This window comes from Pseudoalteromonas sp. XMcav11-Q, assembly GCF_040104525.1.
Taxonomy (GTDB): Bacteria; Pseudomonadota; Gammaproteobacteria; order Enterobacterales; family Alteromonadaceae; genus Pseudoalteromonas.
In genome coordinates this window covers 272,198-289,435 of record NZ_JBECOX010000007.1, presented here as the reverse complement: position 1 = coordinate 289,435, position 17,238 = coordinate 272,198, and the positions used below count along the sequence as shown (strand labels likewise).

16 protein-coding genes are annotated in these 17,238 nt (G+C 42.6%); 12 read left to right on the top strand and 4 right to left on the bottom strand.

All coding sequences use genetic code 11. From position 1 onward, the window contains the following. Nucleotides 1–8 precede the first annotated feature (8 nt). Entirely contained in the window at nt 9–1,031 is a 1,023-nt protein-coding gene (gene mtnA, locus ABMY45_RS13750) for an S-methyl-5-thioribose-1-phosphate isomerase (RefSeq protein ID WP_349289015.1), read from the bottom strand. Between the two features lie 120 nt (nt 1,032–1,151). On the opposite strand from mtnA, the gene mtnK reads away from it, so the two are divergent. Further along, the gene (gene mtnK / locus ABMY45_RS13745; protein ID WP_349289014.1) at nt 1,152–2,354 is read left to right on the top strand and encodes an S-methyl-5-thioribose kinase; all 1,203 of its coding nucleotides are present in this window, start codon (nt 1,152–1,154) and stop codon (nt 2,352–2,354) included. A gap of 74 nt (nt 2,355–2,428) precedes the next feature. On the opposite strand, the gene ABMY45_RS13740 is transcribed toward mtnK, so the two are convergent. Further along, on the bottom strand, nt 2,429–4,210 hold the full coding sequence (locus tag ABMY45_RS13740; RefSeq protein WP_010606875.1) for a DUF885 domain-containing protein: 1,782 nt from the start codon (nt 4,208–4,210) through the stop codon (nt 2,429–2,431). A 384-nt stretch (nt 4,211–4,594) separates the two neighbouring features. Between ABMY45_RS13740 and ABMY45_RS13735 the strand changes: the two genes are divergently transcribed. The 11 genes from ABMY45_RS13735 (at nt 4,595) to hemB (ending at nt 14,301) form a co-directional block, all read left to right on the top strand. Then, entirely contained in the window at nt 4,595–5,596 is a 1,002-nt protein-coding gene (locus tag ABMY45_RS13735) for a GGDEF domain-containing protein (protein WP_010376464.1), read from the top strand. Nucleotides 5,597–5,714: 118 nt separating this feature from the next. After that, a complete protein-coding gene (gene ubiE / locus ABMY45_RS13730) occupies nt 5,715–6,470 on the top strand; it encodes a bifunctional demethylmenaquinone methyltransferase/2-methoxy-6-polyprenyl-1,4-benzoquinol methylase UbiE (protein WP_010376465.1) in 756 nt (251 codons plus the stop codon). Between the two features lie 8 nt (nt 6,471–6,478). Further along, nucleotides 6,479–7,093 carry an SCP2 sterol-binding domain-containing protein gene (locus ABMY45_RS13725; RefSeq protein WP_211867284.1) on the top strand — a complete coding sequence of 205 codons (615 nt, stop codon included), beginning with the start codon at nt 6,479–6,481 and terminating at the stop codon, nt 7,091–7,093. A gap of 1 nt (nt 7,094) precedes the next feature. Beyond that, nucleotides 7,095–8,699: a ubiquinone biosynthesis regulatory protein kinase UbiB gene (ubiB, locus tag ABMY45_RS13720; RefSeq protein ID WP_211867286.1), complete on the top strand. Its 1,605-nt coding sequence runs from the start codon at nt 7,095–7,097 to the stop codon at nt 8,697–8,699. A 60-nt stretch (nt 8,700–8,759) separates the two neighbouring features. Continuing rightward, complete coding sequence (gene tatA / locus ABMY45_RS13715) at nt 8,760–8,996, top strand: Sec-independent protein translocase subunit TatA (protein ID WP_010376470.1); 237 nt, start codon at nt 8,760–8,762, stop codon at nt 8,994–8,996. A 6-nt stretch (nt 8,997–9,002) separates the two neighbouring features. Then, nucleotides 9,003–9,314 (top strand): Sec-independent protein translocase protein TatB, encoded by a 312-nt coding sequence (gene tatB, locus ABMY45_RS13710; RefSeq protein ID WP_010606879.1) that lies wholly within the window; start codon nt 9,003–9,005, stop codon nt 9,312–9,314. Between the two features lie 111 nt (nt 9,315–9,425). Next, the gene (gene tatC, locus ABMY45_RS13705) at nt 9,426–10,169 is read left to right on the top strand and encodes a twin-arginine translocase subunit TatC (RefSeq protein ID WP_010606880.1); all 744 of its coding nucleotides are present in this window, start codon (nt 9,426–9,428) and stop codon (nt 10,167–10,169) included. Then, nucleotides 10,166–10,666 carry a hypothetical protein gene (locus tag ABMY45_RS13700; RefSeq protein ID WP_010606881.1) on the top strand — a complete coding sequence of 167 codons (501 nt, stop codon included), beginning with the start codon at nt 10,166–10,168 and terminating at the stop codon, nt 10,664–10,666. The genes tatC and ABMY45_RS13700 overlap by 4 nt, the downstream gene beginning before the upstream one ends. Next, nucleotides 10,666–11,442 (top strand): TatD family hydrolase, encoded by a 777-nt coding sequence (locus ABMY45_RS13695; protein WP_174170242.1) that lies wholly within the window; start codon nt 10,666–10,668, stop codon nt 11,440–11,442. The genes ABMY45_RS13700 and ABMY45_RS13695 overlap by 1 nt, the downstream gene beginning before the upstream one ends. A gap of 8 nt (nt 11,443–11,450) precedes the next feature. Next, the gene (locus ABMY45_RS13690; protein ID WP_174170241.1) at nt 11,451–13,289 is read left to right on the top strand and encodes a diguanylate cyclase; all 1,839 of its coding nucleotides are present in this window, start codon (nt 11,451–11,453) and stop codon (nt 13,287–13,289) included. Nucleotide 13,290: 1 nt separating this feature from the next. Further along, nucleotides 13,291–14,301 (top strand): porphobilinogen synthase, encoded by a 1,011-nt coding sequence (gene hemB / locus ABMY45_RS13685; protein WP_174170240.1) that lies wholly within the window; start codon nt 13,291–13,293, stop codon nt 14,299–14,301. 47 nt (nt 14,302–14,348) lie between these two features. Here hemB and ABMY45_RS13680 read toward each other — a convergent pair whose 3' ends face one another. Next, on the bottom strand, nt 14,349–14,738 hold the full coding sequence (locus ABMY45_RS13680) for a hypothetical protein (RefSeq protein WP_174170239.1): 390 nt from the start codon (nt 14,736–14,738) through the stop codon (nt 14,349–14,351). A gap of 244 nt (nt 14,739–14,982) precedes the next feature. Next, a complete protein-coding gene (gene fusA, locus ABMY45_RS13675; protein WP_174170238.1) occupies nt 14,983–17,070 on the bottom strand; it encodes an elongation factor G in 2,088 nt (695 codons plus the stop codon). Nucleotides 17,071–17,238 lie beyond the last annotated feature (168 nt).

Here is a 17,238-nt window from a genome sequence, read left to right as displayed (position 1 = left end):
ACAAATGTTTAACTTTGTAAAAATTCTCCCTTGGCAACATCCTCAGCCGTAAATAACCCCGTATCCAACACCCATCCGGTGATCAAACTCGCTGGTGTAACATCGAATGCAGGGTTATATACCTCAGCATTGTTGGATGCCCATTGGCAATCACCAAAGCTGCCACTGACACCAGTTACTTCGCTTTTGGCACGTTGTTCAATTGGAATGGCTGCGCCATTTGGACAGCTGCTATCTAATGTTGTGATCGGAGCAACCACATAAAAAGGAATATTATGGAAATGGGCTAACACTGCTAGATTATAAGTGCCGACTTTATTCGCAAAATCACCGTTTGCCGCAATCCTATCTGCCCCCACAAAGATTTTATCGACTTTACCCGCCGCCATTAAACTCGCAGCCATATTGTCACAGATTAGCGTGTATGGGATTTGCCATGCATCTAGTTCAAACGCGGTGAGCCTACCACCTTGTAACAGTGGCCTAGTTTCATCAACCCAAACATGAATGTCACCATGTTGTTTTGCAGCATGATGAATTACGCCAAGTGCGGTGCCTACACCTGCCGTTGCCAGTGCGCCAGTATTGCAGTGGGTAAGAATATTGTCTCCCGCATTCACAAGCTCTGCACCTATGCTTGCCATACGGTCGCATAGCGCAGTGTCTTCTTCAAATAACTGTTCAGCGGTTGTGATCACTTGTTGTTGCCAATCATTCGCCCGTAACGCTTCACGCAATCTCGCCATGCAGTACATTAAATTCACCGCTGTGGGGCGTGTTGCTTCAAGTTCATCTATCGAACGGGCAATTGTGTCTTTACCTTCTCCCTGTTCGGCAAGATAACCAATTAACAAACTTGCCGCTAAACCAATAAGCGGAGCGCCGCGAACCTTAAGTGTCAGAATTAGCTCGCTCATCGTCGCAACGTCGCGGCATTCATGCCACACCTGTTGATGTGGCAGTAAGTATTGATCCAATACCTGTACCACGCCCGATTCGAATTTAAGACTACGTGCAATTAAGGTTTTCATGACATCCCGCTCTTTCAAAGTGTACTAATGATATTTTACATCAAGATCTAAAGAAGTATAGACATCTAAACATTTAAAAATATAGAATGCTAATAGCAAATATCCACAAGGTGCAGAAACATGTCGAGCTACATTGAATTTGATGCAGAAAAAGTTATTGATTACATTACTAATTTAGGAAGTTTCTTTGATAAAGATGCAACCTTATCTTGTTATGAGTTTGGTGATGGCAATCTGAATTTGGTTTTCCGCGTGCAAGATACGCAAGAAAATAGCATCATCGTCAAGCAAGCTTTGCCTTACGCTCGATGTGTGGGTGAGAGCTGGCCACTGACGTTAGACAGAGCCAGAATTGAAGCTAGTGTGTTACAACGCCATGGTGAGATCTGCCCAGATACCACAGCAAAAGTGCTGCACCACAATACAGAGCTTGCGGTAACTGTGTTGGAAGATCTTGGTCATCTACGCATTTTGCGCGGTGAATTAAACCAAGCGAACACCTTTGCAAGACTCAGCAAAGACGTCGCAAATTACCTAGCAAAAACCAGCTTTTATCACTCAAGTTTTTACTTAACACCGAGTGAAAAGAAAGCCCTAGTCACCGAGTTTACTAATCCTGAGCTGTGCGCAATCACTGAAGATTTGTTCTTCGACGACCCATACCGCGATGCTGAAAGAAACAACTTTCCAGCCGCATTGCAATCGTCTGTGGAAATGCTAAGAAACAATAAGACGTTATTAGTTGAAGTGGCAAAGCTCAAAGCCCAGTTTCTCAATGCACCAGAAGCCTTGCTCCACGGTGATATCCATACTGGTAGTATTTTCGTCAATGCCAAGCACACTAAGCTAATCGATCCAGAGTTTGGCTTTTTTGGCCCCATTGGCTTTGATTTAGGCTCATTTATCGGCAATTTATTGCTCAACTACTGTGCCCAACATGCTCGCATTAACGCTCTGCCAAAACGTCGAAATATGCAAGTGTATTTACTCGATAGTATCGCCACCACCCTATCTAACTTCTATGTTACTTGGCTTGAACTGGCAAAAACACAAACACGCGACCTGTCATTGCAAGCAGATGGCTACGCGGAATACTTCCTCACTAAGGTATTGCAAGACGCGGTTGGTTATTGTGGGTGTGAATTGATCCGCCGCACCATTGGTCTCGCACATGTTGCGGACATAGATGCGATTGAAGATGAAGATGCACGCTTAGCGGCACAACAGCGAGCGCTGCACTTAGGTGAACAGCTCATCATTAATGCCAATAAATGCCGAACGACTGATGATGTGTATCAGCTAATCATTAGTTTTGTAAACTAAACTAGCTTAGGCTAATAAAATAAAAAAGCCCAACGTCTTTACTTTGGGCTTTTTTATTAAATGGATAATCTCGATTACTTACGTGCTTGATTCATCGTGGTTTCAATATATTTGTCGATTTGGTCTTCAAGCACAAACAATGGTACAGAACCATGACGTAAGATTTGATGGTGAAACTCACGGATATCAAACTGATCGCCCAGTGCTTTTTCTGCTTTGCGACGTAGCCGCTTAATGGTTAGTTCACCAATTTTGTATGACAGCGCTTGAGCCGGCCAAGAGATATAACGATCAGTCTCCGTTTTAACATTATGTAAGGACAATGCAGTGTTGTCTTTCATAAAGTTCATCGCTCGCTCGCGGCTCCAACCAAACATATGCATGCCAGTGTCTACAACCAAACGAGCCGCTCGCCACATCTCGTAGGTTAAGCGACCAAAATCACTGTAAGGATCTTGATAAAACCCGGCTTCGATACCCAAAAACTCAGAATATAGCCCCCATCCCTCACCAAAAGCAGAAATATATTCGTTACGACGATATTCCGGTAGATAATCAAGCTCGGCATTCAAGGAGATCTGCAAATGGTGACCAGGCACGGCCTCATGTAGAGTCAATGCTTCTAATACATACAACGGGCGCTTATCCAGAGCGTAGGTATTTACCCAATAATAGCCTGCGTCAGTATCGCTACGTGCACCCGAATAACGCCCGGTTGTATATTTAGGTGCAATGCTCGCAGGCACTGGAGCGACACCGTATGGCTTTCTTGGTAATGTATGGAATAGCTTAGGTAGCTGGGCATCCATCTTCTTTGCTATATATGCAGCTTCTTTAAGCAACGCTTCGGGGGTTTTAGCATAAAACTGTGGATCGGTTCTTAAGAACTGCACAAAGTCGGCAAAAGACCCCTTAAAGCCTACTTTTTTAATGATTTTTTCCATTTCTGCACGGATCCGAGCCACTTCTTTAAGACCAAGCTCGTGGATCTCTTTTGGCGTCATATTCGTGGTGGTGTAGTATTTAGCACGATTCGCATAAAACGCTTCACCATTTGGTGTCGAAGAAATTCCAATTTCAGTTCTAGCCGCAGGACGATACTCATTGACAAAGAAATTAAGGTAATTTTGATATGCAGCGATCACATCACCTTGAATAATCTTTTTGGCACGCTGTTGCAGCGCTTTAAATTCAGCATCAGGTAAACCCGCTTGGTTTTGTGTAAACGGGCCATAAAACTCAGATTTTGTCACATCATCAACGATATAGGCTTCGATAGAACTTTCATAACCTTCAAGCACAGCTTTCGGCTGAGTCAGACCAATCGCCATACCTTCTTTCATCCAGTCGATATTTTGCTTGAAATAACGAGGAACCTGCTGCAAACGTGCTAAATATAGCTCGTAACCAGCACGTTTCTTAAAGTCATGACTCGAGATCATAAAAGACAGACCGGAATGAAAACCATATTCAGAGGTGAGCGGCATATAGTGACTATGAAAACGATATTCATCGACGCTATTCTGCACTTGCGCACGCAAAATAGTGAGATTGATTTGATTTTCCTCACTTAGCGCTGAAGTGTCGATATTGTCGAGCTGAGCCAAAAACTGTAGACGCTGCTGATTTGTGGTCGCCAACTTTTCTGCACTGAGGTTTGGTAGCAGAAACTCTACTTTTGTATCACTGCGACCATAGGCATTGTTATCACTTCTAAATTTCATAACGCTGCCAGCTATTTGAGTAAACTCAGCGTTATTGTCACTTCCGGTAATAGCACAACCTGATAAGGCGACAGTTAAATAAACGGCGACGCTTGAACGCTTAGTCCACAGCTTTAATTTTGGTGATAACACGCTGACTTCCTCGATACGTTGTTGTTACTCAGCTCGCGATAAAATAGCCAAAAAATAATGATTATCCATCGCTCTGAGCTTTGTTATGGTGAAATGAACTTTCTGCTAGTCAAAGTAGGAGAGTCCCGTAACAGATGCAACTTAATTCGACAGAATCACGAATATCTCAGATCGAATACAATTTACTCAACCTAGTAAAAATTGATGAGAAAATCAGCAATTCAACAAAAAAATGTAAATTTTCTATTTCAAAGACAAATTTTTTACTTTTAAATTCGGACGATACAGATTAATGTAGGTCTAGTGCAATTAGGACAAGAGTTACACCGATGGAGTTGGTGGTAGTTCATTAACGTTTGATAATTAATTGTTGTGGTAAATGAAATGATGTTCCATGATCCCATGGCTGTTGCCCAAGAAAAAATGACACAGGTGTGCCTGTTTTTAGAGCAACATCATTTGCCGCCCACGCCTTTAAATTATCAGGTTGCTTATACCCATATTAGCGCCACGAACAAAGATCTCGACTGTGCCATCAACAAAGCCATCAAAGCGCACACAAAAATAGACTGTGTATTCATTGAGCAACTCTACTATCAGTTTCTAGATCAAGGACAAAAAACACAATCTGAATTGCTTGAAGGTGTTGATTCTTTGGTGACTGAATTACACGAAAATGCAGAAACCTCTCAAAAGCAGGTTATTCGCTTTGCCCAACAAGTCAGTCAATGTGTACATAATTTAGATGAACACAACATTCAAAAGAGTAAGCGCGCACTATCAACACTCACCAAACAAACTGAGCTATTGCTAAAACAGCACAAACAATTTAAACAAGCGTTAATAAAATCGCGTTTAGATTATGAACGTAATCAAAAGTTACTACTCGACTTACGTAAACAACACTTGTTAGACCCACAAACGGGTCTTTATAAGCGTCACTATCTTCATCAAAAAGTGTCCCTATGGCAATCGCAGCAAAAATCCGTCTGTGCGCTTTCTATACAAGTTGATAACCTTGACGAGTTTTCAACGCGGTTTGGTGATGTTGTGGGTGAAGTTGTGCTTAATCGTATCGCCAATAATATCAAACGTTATGTCGTTGAAAGCGGCTTACCTGGTCGCACAGGTAAAAAAGAATTCACGGTTATCCTTGCCGATGTAGATTTAGATACCGCGAGTGTTATCGCGGAAAAAGTGCGTAAAGGTGTTGAGCGATTAAAGTTTGTCAGCGCGAAAGGGAAAATTCCATTACCCAATGTGTCTCTGGCCCTTGGGATAGCCCAACTTGCACCAGAGCAAGACTTTAATGTGTTGGCAAAACGTGCAGGTTATGCTGCGCAGAAGGCACATTCTCTCGGCCAACACTGTTATATTAGTCACTGATCCGCAATATCCTCTTTTGTTTGCATTTTCAACAATACAACACGGATAAGAAATTGCACCTACGGCTACCAATCAAGTACACTAGCAAGCATAGTTGCAGAGTAATGATGGAACCCACATGAAAGAGTCACAAGACAATACTACCCACTTTGGATATAAAACAGTCGAGACCGACAAAAAAGCCTCTATGGTTGCAGACGTATTTCATTCTGTAGCTGCAAAATACGACATCATGAATGATCTGATGTCATTCGGTATCCATCGTTTGTGGAAGCGTCAAACTATTGCCTGCTCAGGTGTACGCGCTGGTCACAAAGTACTTGATCTTGCTGGCGGTACGGGTGATTTAACCGCAAGATTTAGCGAATTAGTTGGTGATAAAGGACAAGTTGTTTTAGGTGATATTAACGACTCAATGCTTAAAGTAGGCCGCGAAAAATTACGCGACTCGGGACTTGTTGGCAATATTGAATACGTTCAAATGAACGCAGAAATGCTGCCATTTGACGATAATACTTTTGATGTCATCACTATTGCCTTTGGTTTACGTAACGTAACTGATAAAGATAAAGCATTGCGCTCAATGTACAGAGTACTAAAGCCAGGTGGACGCTTACTGGTACTTGAATTTTCAAAGACAGATAATGAAGCGCTGGCAAAGCTGTATGATATGTATTCATTTACACTATTACCTGCAATGGGCAAATTAGTTGCAAATGACAGTGAGTCTTATCGCTACCTTGCAGAATCTATTCGCATGCACCCAGATCAAGAAACGCTAAAATCCATGATGGATGAAGCCGGTTTTGAACAAACTGACTACCAAAATATGACCGGAGGCATCGTCGCCCTTCATCGCGGCTTTAAATTCTAGGAGTTGCTGTGTTAGCTTCATTACTTGGCGCCGTACTTGAGACGGCTTTAAACAAAGGTCTTAAACTCTCACCTGAGCTAAAGCATGTGCTAAGTAAAGGCCAACACAAAGTGCTCAGTGTTGATATTCGAGATCAAAATACTTGTTTAGCTATTACTTACACAGGCATTAACATTCACGTTTTATGTCCTTTTGATGGCGAAGCCGATTGTTCAATTAGTGCCGATTTACCAACCTTGCTTGAGCTCAAAGATCCAAGCCAACTCACTGCGCTTATCCGTCAAGATAAGCTCGATCTTGAAGGGGATTTGGCGCTCGCACAACTATATAGTAATGCATTAGCAACACTTGATATTGATTGGGCGGAACACCTCGCCAAATATGTTGGTGATGGGCCCGCACAAGTTGCCGTAGATACCTTTCATAAGTTAGCGCATCGCGCAAAGCAAGATGGACAGGTAGCCAAAGCAACACTAACTGGGTTATTTCAAGATGAGTTGAAGGTTGCGCCTCACCCGCTCGAGTTTCAACAGTTTAAGCAGCAAGTGAGAACATTAAACAATCAAGTCGAAAGCTTAAATCAACGCCTCAGCGCATTACTTCAGCAGAACAAAGGAAATTAGGTTGTCTTTACTTCGCTTGCATCAGATCACCAAAACATTTTTAACCTATGGTTTAGACGAAATCGTCCCTGCGCATAAGCAGCCTTGGTACGGTAAACTCGCTCGAGCAAGTTTGTTTTGGCTGCGCAACAAACATAAAGACAAACCAGTAGGCACACGCCTACGTCTGGCACTACAAACTTTGGGGCCGGTGTGGATCAAGTTCGGCCAGATGCTTTCGACCCGTCGAGATTTACTGCCACCAGACATTGCCGAAGAACTTGCATTTTTGCAGGATCAAGTTCAACCATTTGACCCCGCGATGGCACAAAAGCTCATTGAACAAGCGCTAGAAATCGACGATATTCATGAATACTTTGCTGAATTTGAATCAAAACCGCTGGCTTCAGCCTCAATAGCGCAAGTGCATGCTGCCAAGCTACAACACAAAGAAGATCTGAAGGATGTCGTGATCAAAGTTATTCGTCCCGATATCGAAAAACAAATCCATGCCGATCTCTCTTTAATGGAGCGTTTCGCTAAAATCGTTGTCAATTTACTCAGCGAAGGAAAACGTCTGCGCCCAGTGGAAGTTGTTAGGGAATACAAAAAAACCTTACTCGACGAGCTAGACTTGATGCGAGAAGGCGCGAACGCAATTCAACTCAGACGCAACTTTGAAGACTCAGATTCACTGTATATCCCTGAGGTATATAGTGATTATTCACGTAAAAACGTGCTGGTGATGGAACGCATCTACGGTATTCCGGTTTCAGACACCGAAGCCTTGTTAGCGCAAGGCACCAATATGAAATTGCTGGCCGAGCGCGGCGTGGAAGTCTTTTTCACACAGGTCTTCCGTGACAGTTTTTTCCATGCAGATATGCATCCTGGCAATATTTTTGTCGCTCGTGAAAATCCTCATAACCCTAAGTACATTGGCATAGATTGCGGCATAGTCGGCACCTTAAACCGTGAAGATAAAAGGTATTTGGCCGAAAACTTTATCGCCTTTTTTAATCGTGATTATCGTCAGGTGGCACAGCTTCATGTGGACTCTGGCTGGGTTCCTGCAGATACCTGCGTAGAAGAGTTTGAGTTTGCCATTCGCACCGTATGCGAACCTATTTTTAACAAGCCGCTTGCAGAAATCTCTTTTGGCCATGTGCTAGTGAATTTGTTTAACACGGCAAGGCGCTTCAACATGGAAGTGCAACCACAATTAGTATTATTGCAAAAAACCCTGCTGTATGTAGAAGGTCTAGGGCGTCAGCTTTATCCGCAGTTAGATCTGTGGAAAACAGCAAAACCATTTTTAGAGCATTGGGTACAAGAGCAAGTAGGCCCTTTCGCGGTGGCGAAAAAGCTATATGCAAACTTACCATTTTGGGCTGAAAAAATGCCTGAACTGCCAGATTTGATTTATCAAAATCTCAAGCGCCGCCCACCTCCACCTGTCACACAAAAAGCAGATACTGCTACAAAGCCGCTGTTGTTAGGCTTAGCAGCGAGTAGTTTTGCAATAATATCGGGATTGAGCTTTATTTTTGACAAACCTGTCGCAAGTAGCCTACTTGCGATTATTGCCGTGCTAGTATTTATTGGCGCATGGCGTAAAACAGGGTGATTTTTTGCTCGCTAGGCGTATAATCATTATTCATAAGCAGTAAGTATCAATGGAGTTATTATGGGATTCGGTGGGATCAGTATTTGGCAATTACTTATTATTTTAGCCATCATTGTTTTGTTATTTGGAACTAAAAAACTACGCGGTATTGGTAGTGATTTAGGCGGTGCAGTTAAAGGCTTTAAAAAGGCGGTATCGGATGAGCAAACTGCGACCGACTCTGAGCCAGAAAAGTTAAAAAATACAACAACTGAGCAAGCACAACCTGTATCAGAGAAAGAAAAAGATAAGGTGTAATTCAACATGGGTATGTGGGAGTTAGTGGTCGTTCTTATCGTCGGTCTAATTGTACTTGGCCCTGAACGTCTTCCCGTTGCAATCCGCACCGTAGCGAGATGGATAAAAACGGTAAAGTCTGTCGCTAATTCAGTCAAAGCTGAAGTAAGTGAAGAGTTACGCGTTCACGAGCTACATAATAATTTAAAGAAAGCGGAACAACAGGGAATGCAAGATTTGGCCCCCGAACTCAAGCAATCCGTTCAAGAATTACAGGAAGCGGCTGAATCAGTCAGACATTCTTATAAATCAACCGAAAATAATAAAAATAAAGACTAATCAATCTACCAGTTAGATAGTTAGAATGGGTTCAAGTTTTGGATATTTAGACATCCAAGCAGTACCTTTTCTCTTATCCAATTGACATTATATTCGTACGAGTCAAGTTACATGACAGAATCAGCCCAGAGTGGATTTATAGCTCACCTTGTTGAGTTAAGAAACCGCTTAATGAGAGCGTTAATGAGCGTTTTCGTTATCTTTGTTTCCTTGGTGTATTTCGCCAATGATATCTATGCGTTTGTTGCGGCGCCGCTAGTAAATAGCTTGCCTAGCAATACAACAATGATCGCAACAGATGTTACAGCACCGTTTTTTGCCCCCTTTAAACTAACATTATTCGTGTCGTTATTCGCTGCAGTGCCATTTATTTTACATCAAGTGTGGGGCTTCATCGCACCAGGCTTATATAAGCATGAAAAGCGGATGCTTATACCGATATTACTTTCTAGTGTACTACTATTTTATGGCGGGATTGCCTTTTGCTACTTTGTTGTCATGCCTATCATTCTCGGTTTTTTTACCAGTGTGGGACCGGAGATGATGACATTATCACCAGATATTAGCAGTTATCTTGGCTTTATCCTGAAGCTATTTTTTGCTTTTGGCATCGCCTTTGAAATTCCCGTTGCCATCATGCTTATATGTTGGAGTGGTATGACAACCCCTGCGAGTTTAAAAGAGAAACGGCCTTATGTTGTCGTTGGTGCTTTTGTCATCGCAATGTTTTTAACCCCCCCTGATGTTCTATCTCAAACTTTATTGGCACTACCTATGCTACTCTTGTTTGAGTTGGGGCTCATTCTAGCCAGATTTTATAGCACTAAACCACAACAACAGGAGTCAGAAGAATGAAAAAAACCATGATACTGTTTGCAGTTGGCTTTACCTCTCTTTGCGCTGCAAAGCCGATCAATACACAGGCTCTACAAGCTTGTACCCTGATTGAGAATGATTTTAAGCGGCTCATGTGCTATGACAATGTGATTGCAAATAAACCAATCACTGAAGCGCAGTCTGGCAAAGCAATCACAAGTAAAAATAAGGTAAGTGAAGCGCGAAGCGTAGAAAAAATAGAGTCGAAAGAAGATGGTTTTGGCTTAGAGCATAAAGTTAAAGCAGCAAGCGAAGAAATCGAAGAAATTACGGCTAAACTAGTTAAAACCTCTACCCAAGGCCGTAATAAAATGGTCTTCACTCTAGACAATGGCCAAGTATGGCGACAAGTTTCATCAGAGACCTTTTTTGCCAACGAGGGCGACACATTAATTATTGAGCGTGCTTCTTTCGGCTCATTTTTGATGAAAAAAGCGGGTTCAAACCGCACAACGCGAGTTAAACGAGTTAACTAATGGACAAGATGATCGATGCTGGTGTAAACCTCACCAGCTCGCAATTTTCATCCGACTTGGCCGAGGTAATTACTAGAGCCAAAGAAGCAGGCATAGAATCTATGCTAGCAATTGGCTGCGATTTAACAAGCAGCGAGCAAAGTATTTCACTCGCTGAGCAATACCAACTTTATTGTACAGCAGGTGTCCACCCACACGATGCCAAAGATGCACCTGACACGCTCTACGATGACCTCCTCACTCTTTTAAAAAGTAGCAACAAGGCTATTGCTGTTGGTGAATGTGGCTTGGACTTTAATCGCGACTTTTCACCAAGGCCAATACAACAAAACGTGTGCTTGACGCAACTGCAGCTAGCAGAAGCTATTAACTACCCAGTGTATCTACATGAAAGAGATGCGCACGATGCGCTATTTGCGCTACTGCAAGAAGTTAAAGTTCAAGGAGTACTACACTGTTTTACTGGTGACCGTACCGCACTGCGCCATTACTTAGATTACGGACTAATGATTGGCATCACAGGCTGGGTTTGCGATGAACGTAGAGGCACAACGCTGCAAGAGCTCATTCAATACATACCTCTTGACCGTTTACTTTTGGAAACAGACGCGCCGTACCTACTACCAAGAACAATTAACCCAAAACCTAAATCTCGCCGCAATGAACCAATGTACTTATCCTATGTAGCTGAGCAAATTGCACGCTTAAAACAATGTCCCATTTCAGAAGTTATATCCACAACCACTACCAATTTTAAACAATTGTTTGTGAGGTAAAACCAATAATGCGCATTGTGTTATCTTTACTTTTATTGTTATTCAGCTCCGCCGCATTTTCTACTGTGACTATTTCTGAGTCATTTAAGGTAGAGCACCAAATAAAGTTAAGTTATACACTGAGTGAAGACGCCTCTTTAGCTAAATTACTTGCAGCCCCAGCCGAATGGCATGAAAGCATTCAAGTTCCAAAAGGCCTCCGGCCTGTTGAGAAATTTTTATGGTTAAAGATTACAATACACAACGCGAATAACGCTCTCACACCGGTGTTAGTCAGTATAAACAATAACCTCATTGATGCGGTGACTGCTTATCATGTTAAACCAAACCATCCTATATTTACTCTTGATATGGGTGATGCGCTACCACTGATAAGACGACCACTTAAATATGAGTCGTTAGTCATTCCACTTGAGCTACAGCCACAAACGCAAAGCCATTTATATTTGCAAATCAATGATGATGGTGTGTTCAATGCACCTATTGCTATCTGGGAGCCTAACGAATACCTTCAATTTAAGAGTAAATTTAATCTTATTTTTGGGATTTTAGCAGGCTTTGTATTAGCACTCGCTTTAACTAATGCCACACTTTATTTTGTTACCAAAAGAAGTTACTTTCTATGCGCAACTTTATTCATCGCTATAATCTGGCTATTTAACGCTCATATTTATGGCTTTGGCTACCGCTACTTGTATTCTACTTGGCAGTGGTTCCAGCAGTATGGCCAAGGTGTCATGACTTTGCTGCTCAGTATACTACTGTTGCCTACTGCTAGTTATTGCGCAGAAAGAAGGTTACTCGCTCACCCTCTGCTTACACGTAAAAGAATCATTGCGGTCATAGTGAGTTTGTTCGTAATAACCGCTTTTCTGCCAGTTTCTCAGTCACTTTTATTAGCTCAAAGTATCAGTTTTATTATCGCACTAATACTTATCTACATACTTACCCGATTTAGCAATAAAAACCGCAATATCTTAATTGCGATTGCACTTTGCCACTTTATTGTGATCAGCTACCCATTTACAGTTGAACTCGGTGTTCAGTCTGGAAGCTTTTTAAATCACTTGGGGTACTTTGGTATTTTTGCGATAGAAGCGACTTTACTCAGCTATTTACTAGTACGCCTTTACATTTTTCAAAGAGACGAAAAGCTGGTTAAGCAACAACAACGATTGGCGCATACCCAAGCTGAAGATGCCTTATTAAAAGAGAAGCTCAAACTCCAAGAACAAGCACAATATGATTTAGAATCCAATATTGAGGAACGCACTTTTGAGCTACAAGTCACGTTACGAGAACTCGAAGATAAAAATCGAGAACTAGAACGGATGAACATGGAAGACCCACTCACTAAAGTGAAAAATCGTCGTTACTTCGATAAGCGCTTACAAATGGAAGTACGACGCTCAAGACGGGAACAGACAGTACTGAGCCTCGTCATTTTTGATATCGATCACTTCAAAAAAATTAACGATAAATATGGCCACTTGGCTGGTGATCAGGCTATTTGCGAATTTGCCAATTTAATTAAGTCACACTTACGGCGACCGCATGACGAAGTGTTCCGTTATGGCGGTGAAGAGTTCATTTTACTTCTCCCAAATACAGCTGAAGATGGCGCACGTGAAGTAGCTGAGCGATTAAGAATCGCAACCCAAGAGCTCAATATCAAACTTGGGGAAAACACATTAAATATGACCACTAGCGCTGGTATATACAGCGCTGTGGTTTGCGATCCGCATAACCCACAACTTTATACGGACAATGCAGACAAAGCCTTGTATCAAGCAAAACAACAAGGCCGTAATCGCGTTGTTACTTTCAAACCTAACCAGGAGAACTAACGTGGCTCAATCAGGACTCGATCTTTTCCCCCTTACTCGTATGCGTAGAATGCGCCGCGATGATTTTTCAAGACGTCTAATGAGCGAAAGTACGCTAACGGTTAACGATTTAATCTATCCAGTGTTCGTGCTTGATGGTGAGTCTAAACGTGAAGCGATCCCATCTATGCCAGGTATTGAGCGCTTATCTATTGATCTATTAGTTGAGGAAGCCAAACTATTAGTAGAGCTAGGTATTCCTGCTATCGCCTTGTTCCCGGTAACACCAGCAGAGCAAAAAACATTGCTCGCTGAAGAGGCATACAATCCAGAAGGAATTGCACAAAAAGCCATTCGTGCAATCAAAGCAGCATGTCCCGAGCTCGGTGTGATCACTGACGTTGCACTAGACCCATTCACAGTGCACGGCCAAGACGGTATCTTGGATGAACACGGTTATGTCATGAATGAAGAAACCGTAGAAGTACTGGTCAAGCAAGCGCTTTCTCATGCAGAAGCCGGTGCCGACGTTGTTGCACCATCGGATATGATGGATGGCCGAATTGGCGCTGTACGTGAAGCACTTGAAGAGTGTGGCTTTATCCATACTCGTATTATGGCCTACTCTGCCAAGTACGCTTCAAGCTACTATGGCCCTTTCCGTGACGCAATTGGCTCTGCGGGCAACCTTAAAGGTGCAGACAAAAAAACCTACCAAATGGATCCTGCTAATTCTGACGAAGCATTACGTGAAGTGGCTTTGGATTTACAAGAAGGTGCCGATATGGTGATGGTAAAACCTGGCATGCCATATCTAGATGTCGTCAGACGCGTTAAAGATGAGTTTGGGGTGCCAACATTCGCTTATCAAGTCAGTGGTGAATATGCGATGCATAAGGCTGCAATTGACAATGGTTGGTTGGCTGAAAAACCTGTCGTACTAGAATCTTTACTCGCCTTTAAGCGTGCTGGTGCAGATGGTATTTTGACTTACTTTGCAAAGCAAGCTGCTATTTGGCTTAACGAGAAGTAAGCGTCATTATTTGGAGCAGGTGAAATTTTCACCTGCACAGCTTCAACTTACCTAATCAAGCTTTCTGCTTTTAAAAGCTCATCACTATTCATTTTCCAACTAAAGAAGCGAATGACACGACCGTCATCAAGATACACTTCTGGGATACTTAAAACACCTAAGGAGCGTAACCTAATCGCCTGAATATGTTCCGCATGGATATAATGAGTCTTACCAAAAAAGTTATAGCTAACTCCCGCTTTATCTATATGAAGAAAACGCTTTCCAGTTAATGATAGTGCCAATGTTGTTAGAGTAAACAACAGTAAAATTAATGTAACTATTTGCAACAATGATGAGGGAATAGCCAAGATAGAAAACAGCTCATTACCAAGCCAGATCAACGACAAAGTAAACACGTAGAAAAGCCAGTTTATTTCCAACTCTAGGGTTCTCATTGAGTATCTCCTTTATTTACCCAACCACAATCAAATTTGAGCCCTCGACGCAATAACGTGACCCAATTTATTGAAGAAAAGCTAATGATAAAGTGCCAATGTTCCTAAAGCAAGAACTTTAAAATTAATAAAACATGAAATAATCGTGACGACTTTTAGACAGGATATTAACGGGGTAAATCATTGAGTTTAAAAATAAAAAAGGCCGCCAAAGGCGACCTTTTTATGCAAAATAAGTAATTAATTACTTAGCTGCTTTTTTCTCTTTCTCAGCTGCGATTACCGCGTCAGCAACGTTTGCTGGACATGGTGCATAGTGTGAGAATTCCATTGAGAACTGACCACGACCAGACGTGATAGTACGTAGGTGACCGATGTATCCGAACATTTCAGATAGTGGTACTTCACCCTTGATACGAACGCCCATTGCGCCAGCTTCTTGGTCTTTGATCATACCGCGACGACGGTTAAGGTCACCGATTACGTCACCTACGTTGTCTTCTGGCGTGAACACGTCAACTTTCATGATTGGCTCAAGAAGTTGTGCACCCGCTTTAGGGATAGACTGACGGAATGCGCCTTTAGCAGCGATTTCGAACGCGATTGCTGACGAGTCAACTGCGTGGAAACCACCGTCGAATAGCTCAACTTCAACGTCTAGTACTGGGAAGCCTGCTAGTACACCTTCGTCCATCATTGACTTGAAGCCTTTCTCAACTGCTGGCCAGAATTCCTTAGGAACGTTACCACCAACAACTGTAGACTTGAACGTAAAGCCAGAACCAACTTCACCAGGCTTGATACGGTAGTCAATCTTACCGAACTGACCAGAACCACCAGACTGTTTCTTATGCGTGTAGCTATCTTCAACTTCTTGTGTGATAGTTTCACGGTAAGCAACCTGAGGCTGACCAACGATTAGGTCTACACCGTATGTACGCTTAAGGATGTCTACCTTAATGTCTAGGTGAAGCTCACCCATACCTTTAAGGATAGTTTCACCTGAATCTTCATCAGTCTCAACTTGGAATGAAGGATCTTCTGCAACCATCTTACCGATCGCGATACCCATCTTCTCGTTACCACCTTTATCTTTAGGTGCAACAGCGATTGAGATTACTGGATCAGGGAAGATCATCGCTTCAAGTGTACACTCGTGCTTAGGATCACATAGCGTGTGACCTGTTTGAACGTTCTTCATACCAACAACAGCGATGATGTCACCCGCTTGTGCTTCAGTAAGTTCAGTACGCTCGTCCGCTTGCATCTCAACCATACGGCCGATACGCTCTGTTTTACCAGTTGCAGAGTTAAGGATAGTGTCACCTTTCTTCATGCGACCAGCGTAGATACGGATGAACGTAAGCGCACCGAAACGGTCGTCCATGATTTTGAACGCAAGCGCTTTAAGTGGTGCATCAGCGTCAACAGTTGCTACTTCACCAGTAGGCTCACCTGTTTCTGGATCAGTTAGCGGCTGAGGATCAACTTCTGTAGGAGAAGGTAGGTAATCTACAACAGCGTCAAGTACAAGTTGCATACCTTTGTTTTTGAACGCTGAACCACAGAAAGTTGGGAAAAACGCTAGATCACGAGTACCTTTACGGATACACGCTTTGATTTGCTCGATAGAAGGTACTTCACCTTCCATGTACGCTTCCATTAGGTCGTCGTCTTGCTCAACAGCAGACTCAACTAGCATCTCATGGTATTCTTCAACTTTGTCTACCATGTCAGCTGGAACGTCTTGTACTTCGTAGTTTTCAGGAAGACCTGTGTCATCCCAAACGTATGCTTTCTTCTCAAGTACGTCTACAACACCACAGAACTGGTCTTCGATACCGATTGGAAGCGTCATCACTAGTGGGTTAGCACCAAGTACTTTCTCAACCTGACCAACTACGCGGTAGAAGTCTGCACCCATACGGTCTAGTTTGTTTACGAAGATTACACGTGCAACTTCTGATTCGTTCGCATAACGCCAGTTAGTTTCTGATTGTGGCTCAACACCACCAGAACCACAGAATACACCGATACCACCGTCAAGTACTTTAAGTGAACGGTATACTTCTACTGTGAAGTCAACGTGTCCAGGAGTATCGATAACGTTTAAACGGTGGCCTTTCCACTCACAAGTTACCGCCGCTGATTGGATTGTAATACCACGCTCAGCTTCCTGCTCCATGAAGTCAGTAGTAGACTCACCGTCGTGTACTTCACCAGTTTTGTGGATTTTACCAGTAAGCTTTAGAATACGCTCAGTGGTGGTAGTTTTACCCGCATCAACGTGCGCGAAAATACCAATGTTTCTGTATTTCGATAAATCTGCCATTGTTTTACTCTATTTAAAGTAGAAAAATTATTCGGCGGGAGTATATCACCTCTTGTAGCGAACATCATCCTTGAAGTCGTCTAAAATGCAATCAATTCGCGAAAAAGTTTCTAATGCGAAACTTTGTGACCTATTTTTACCGTATCGCTTACTGCTAGGCCGCTGTAT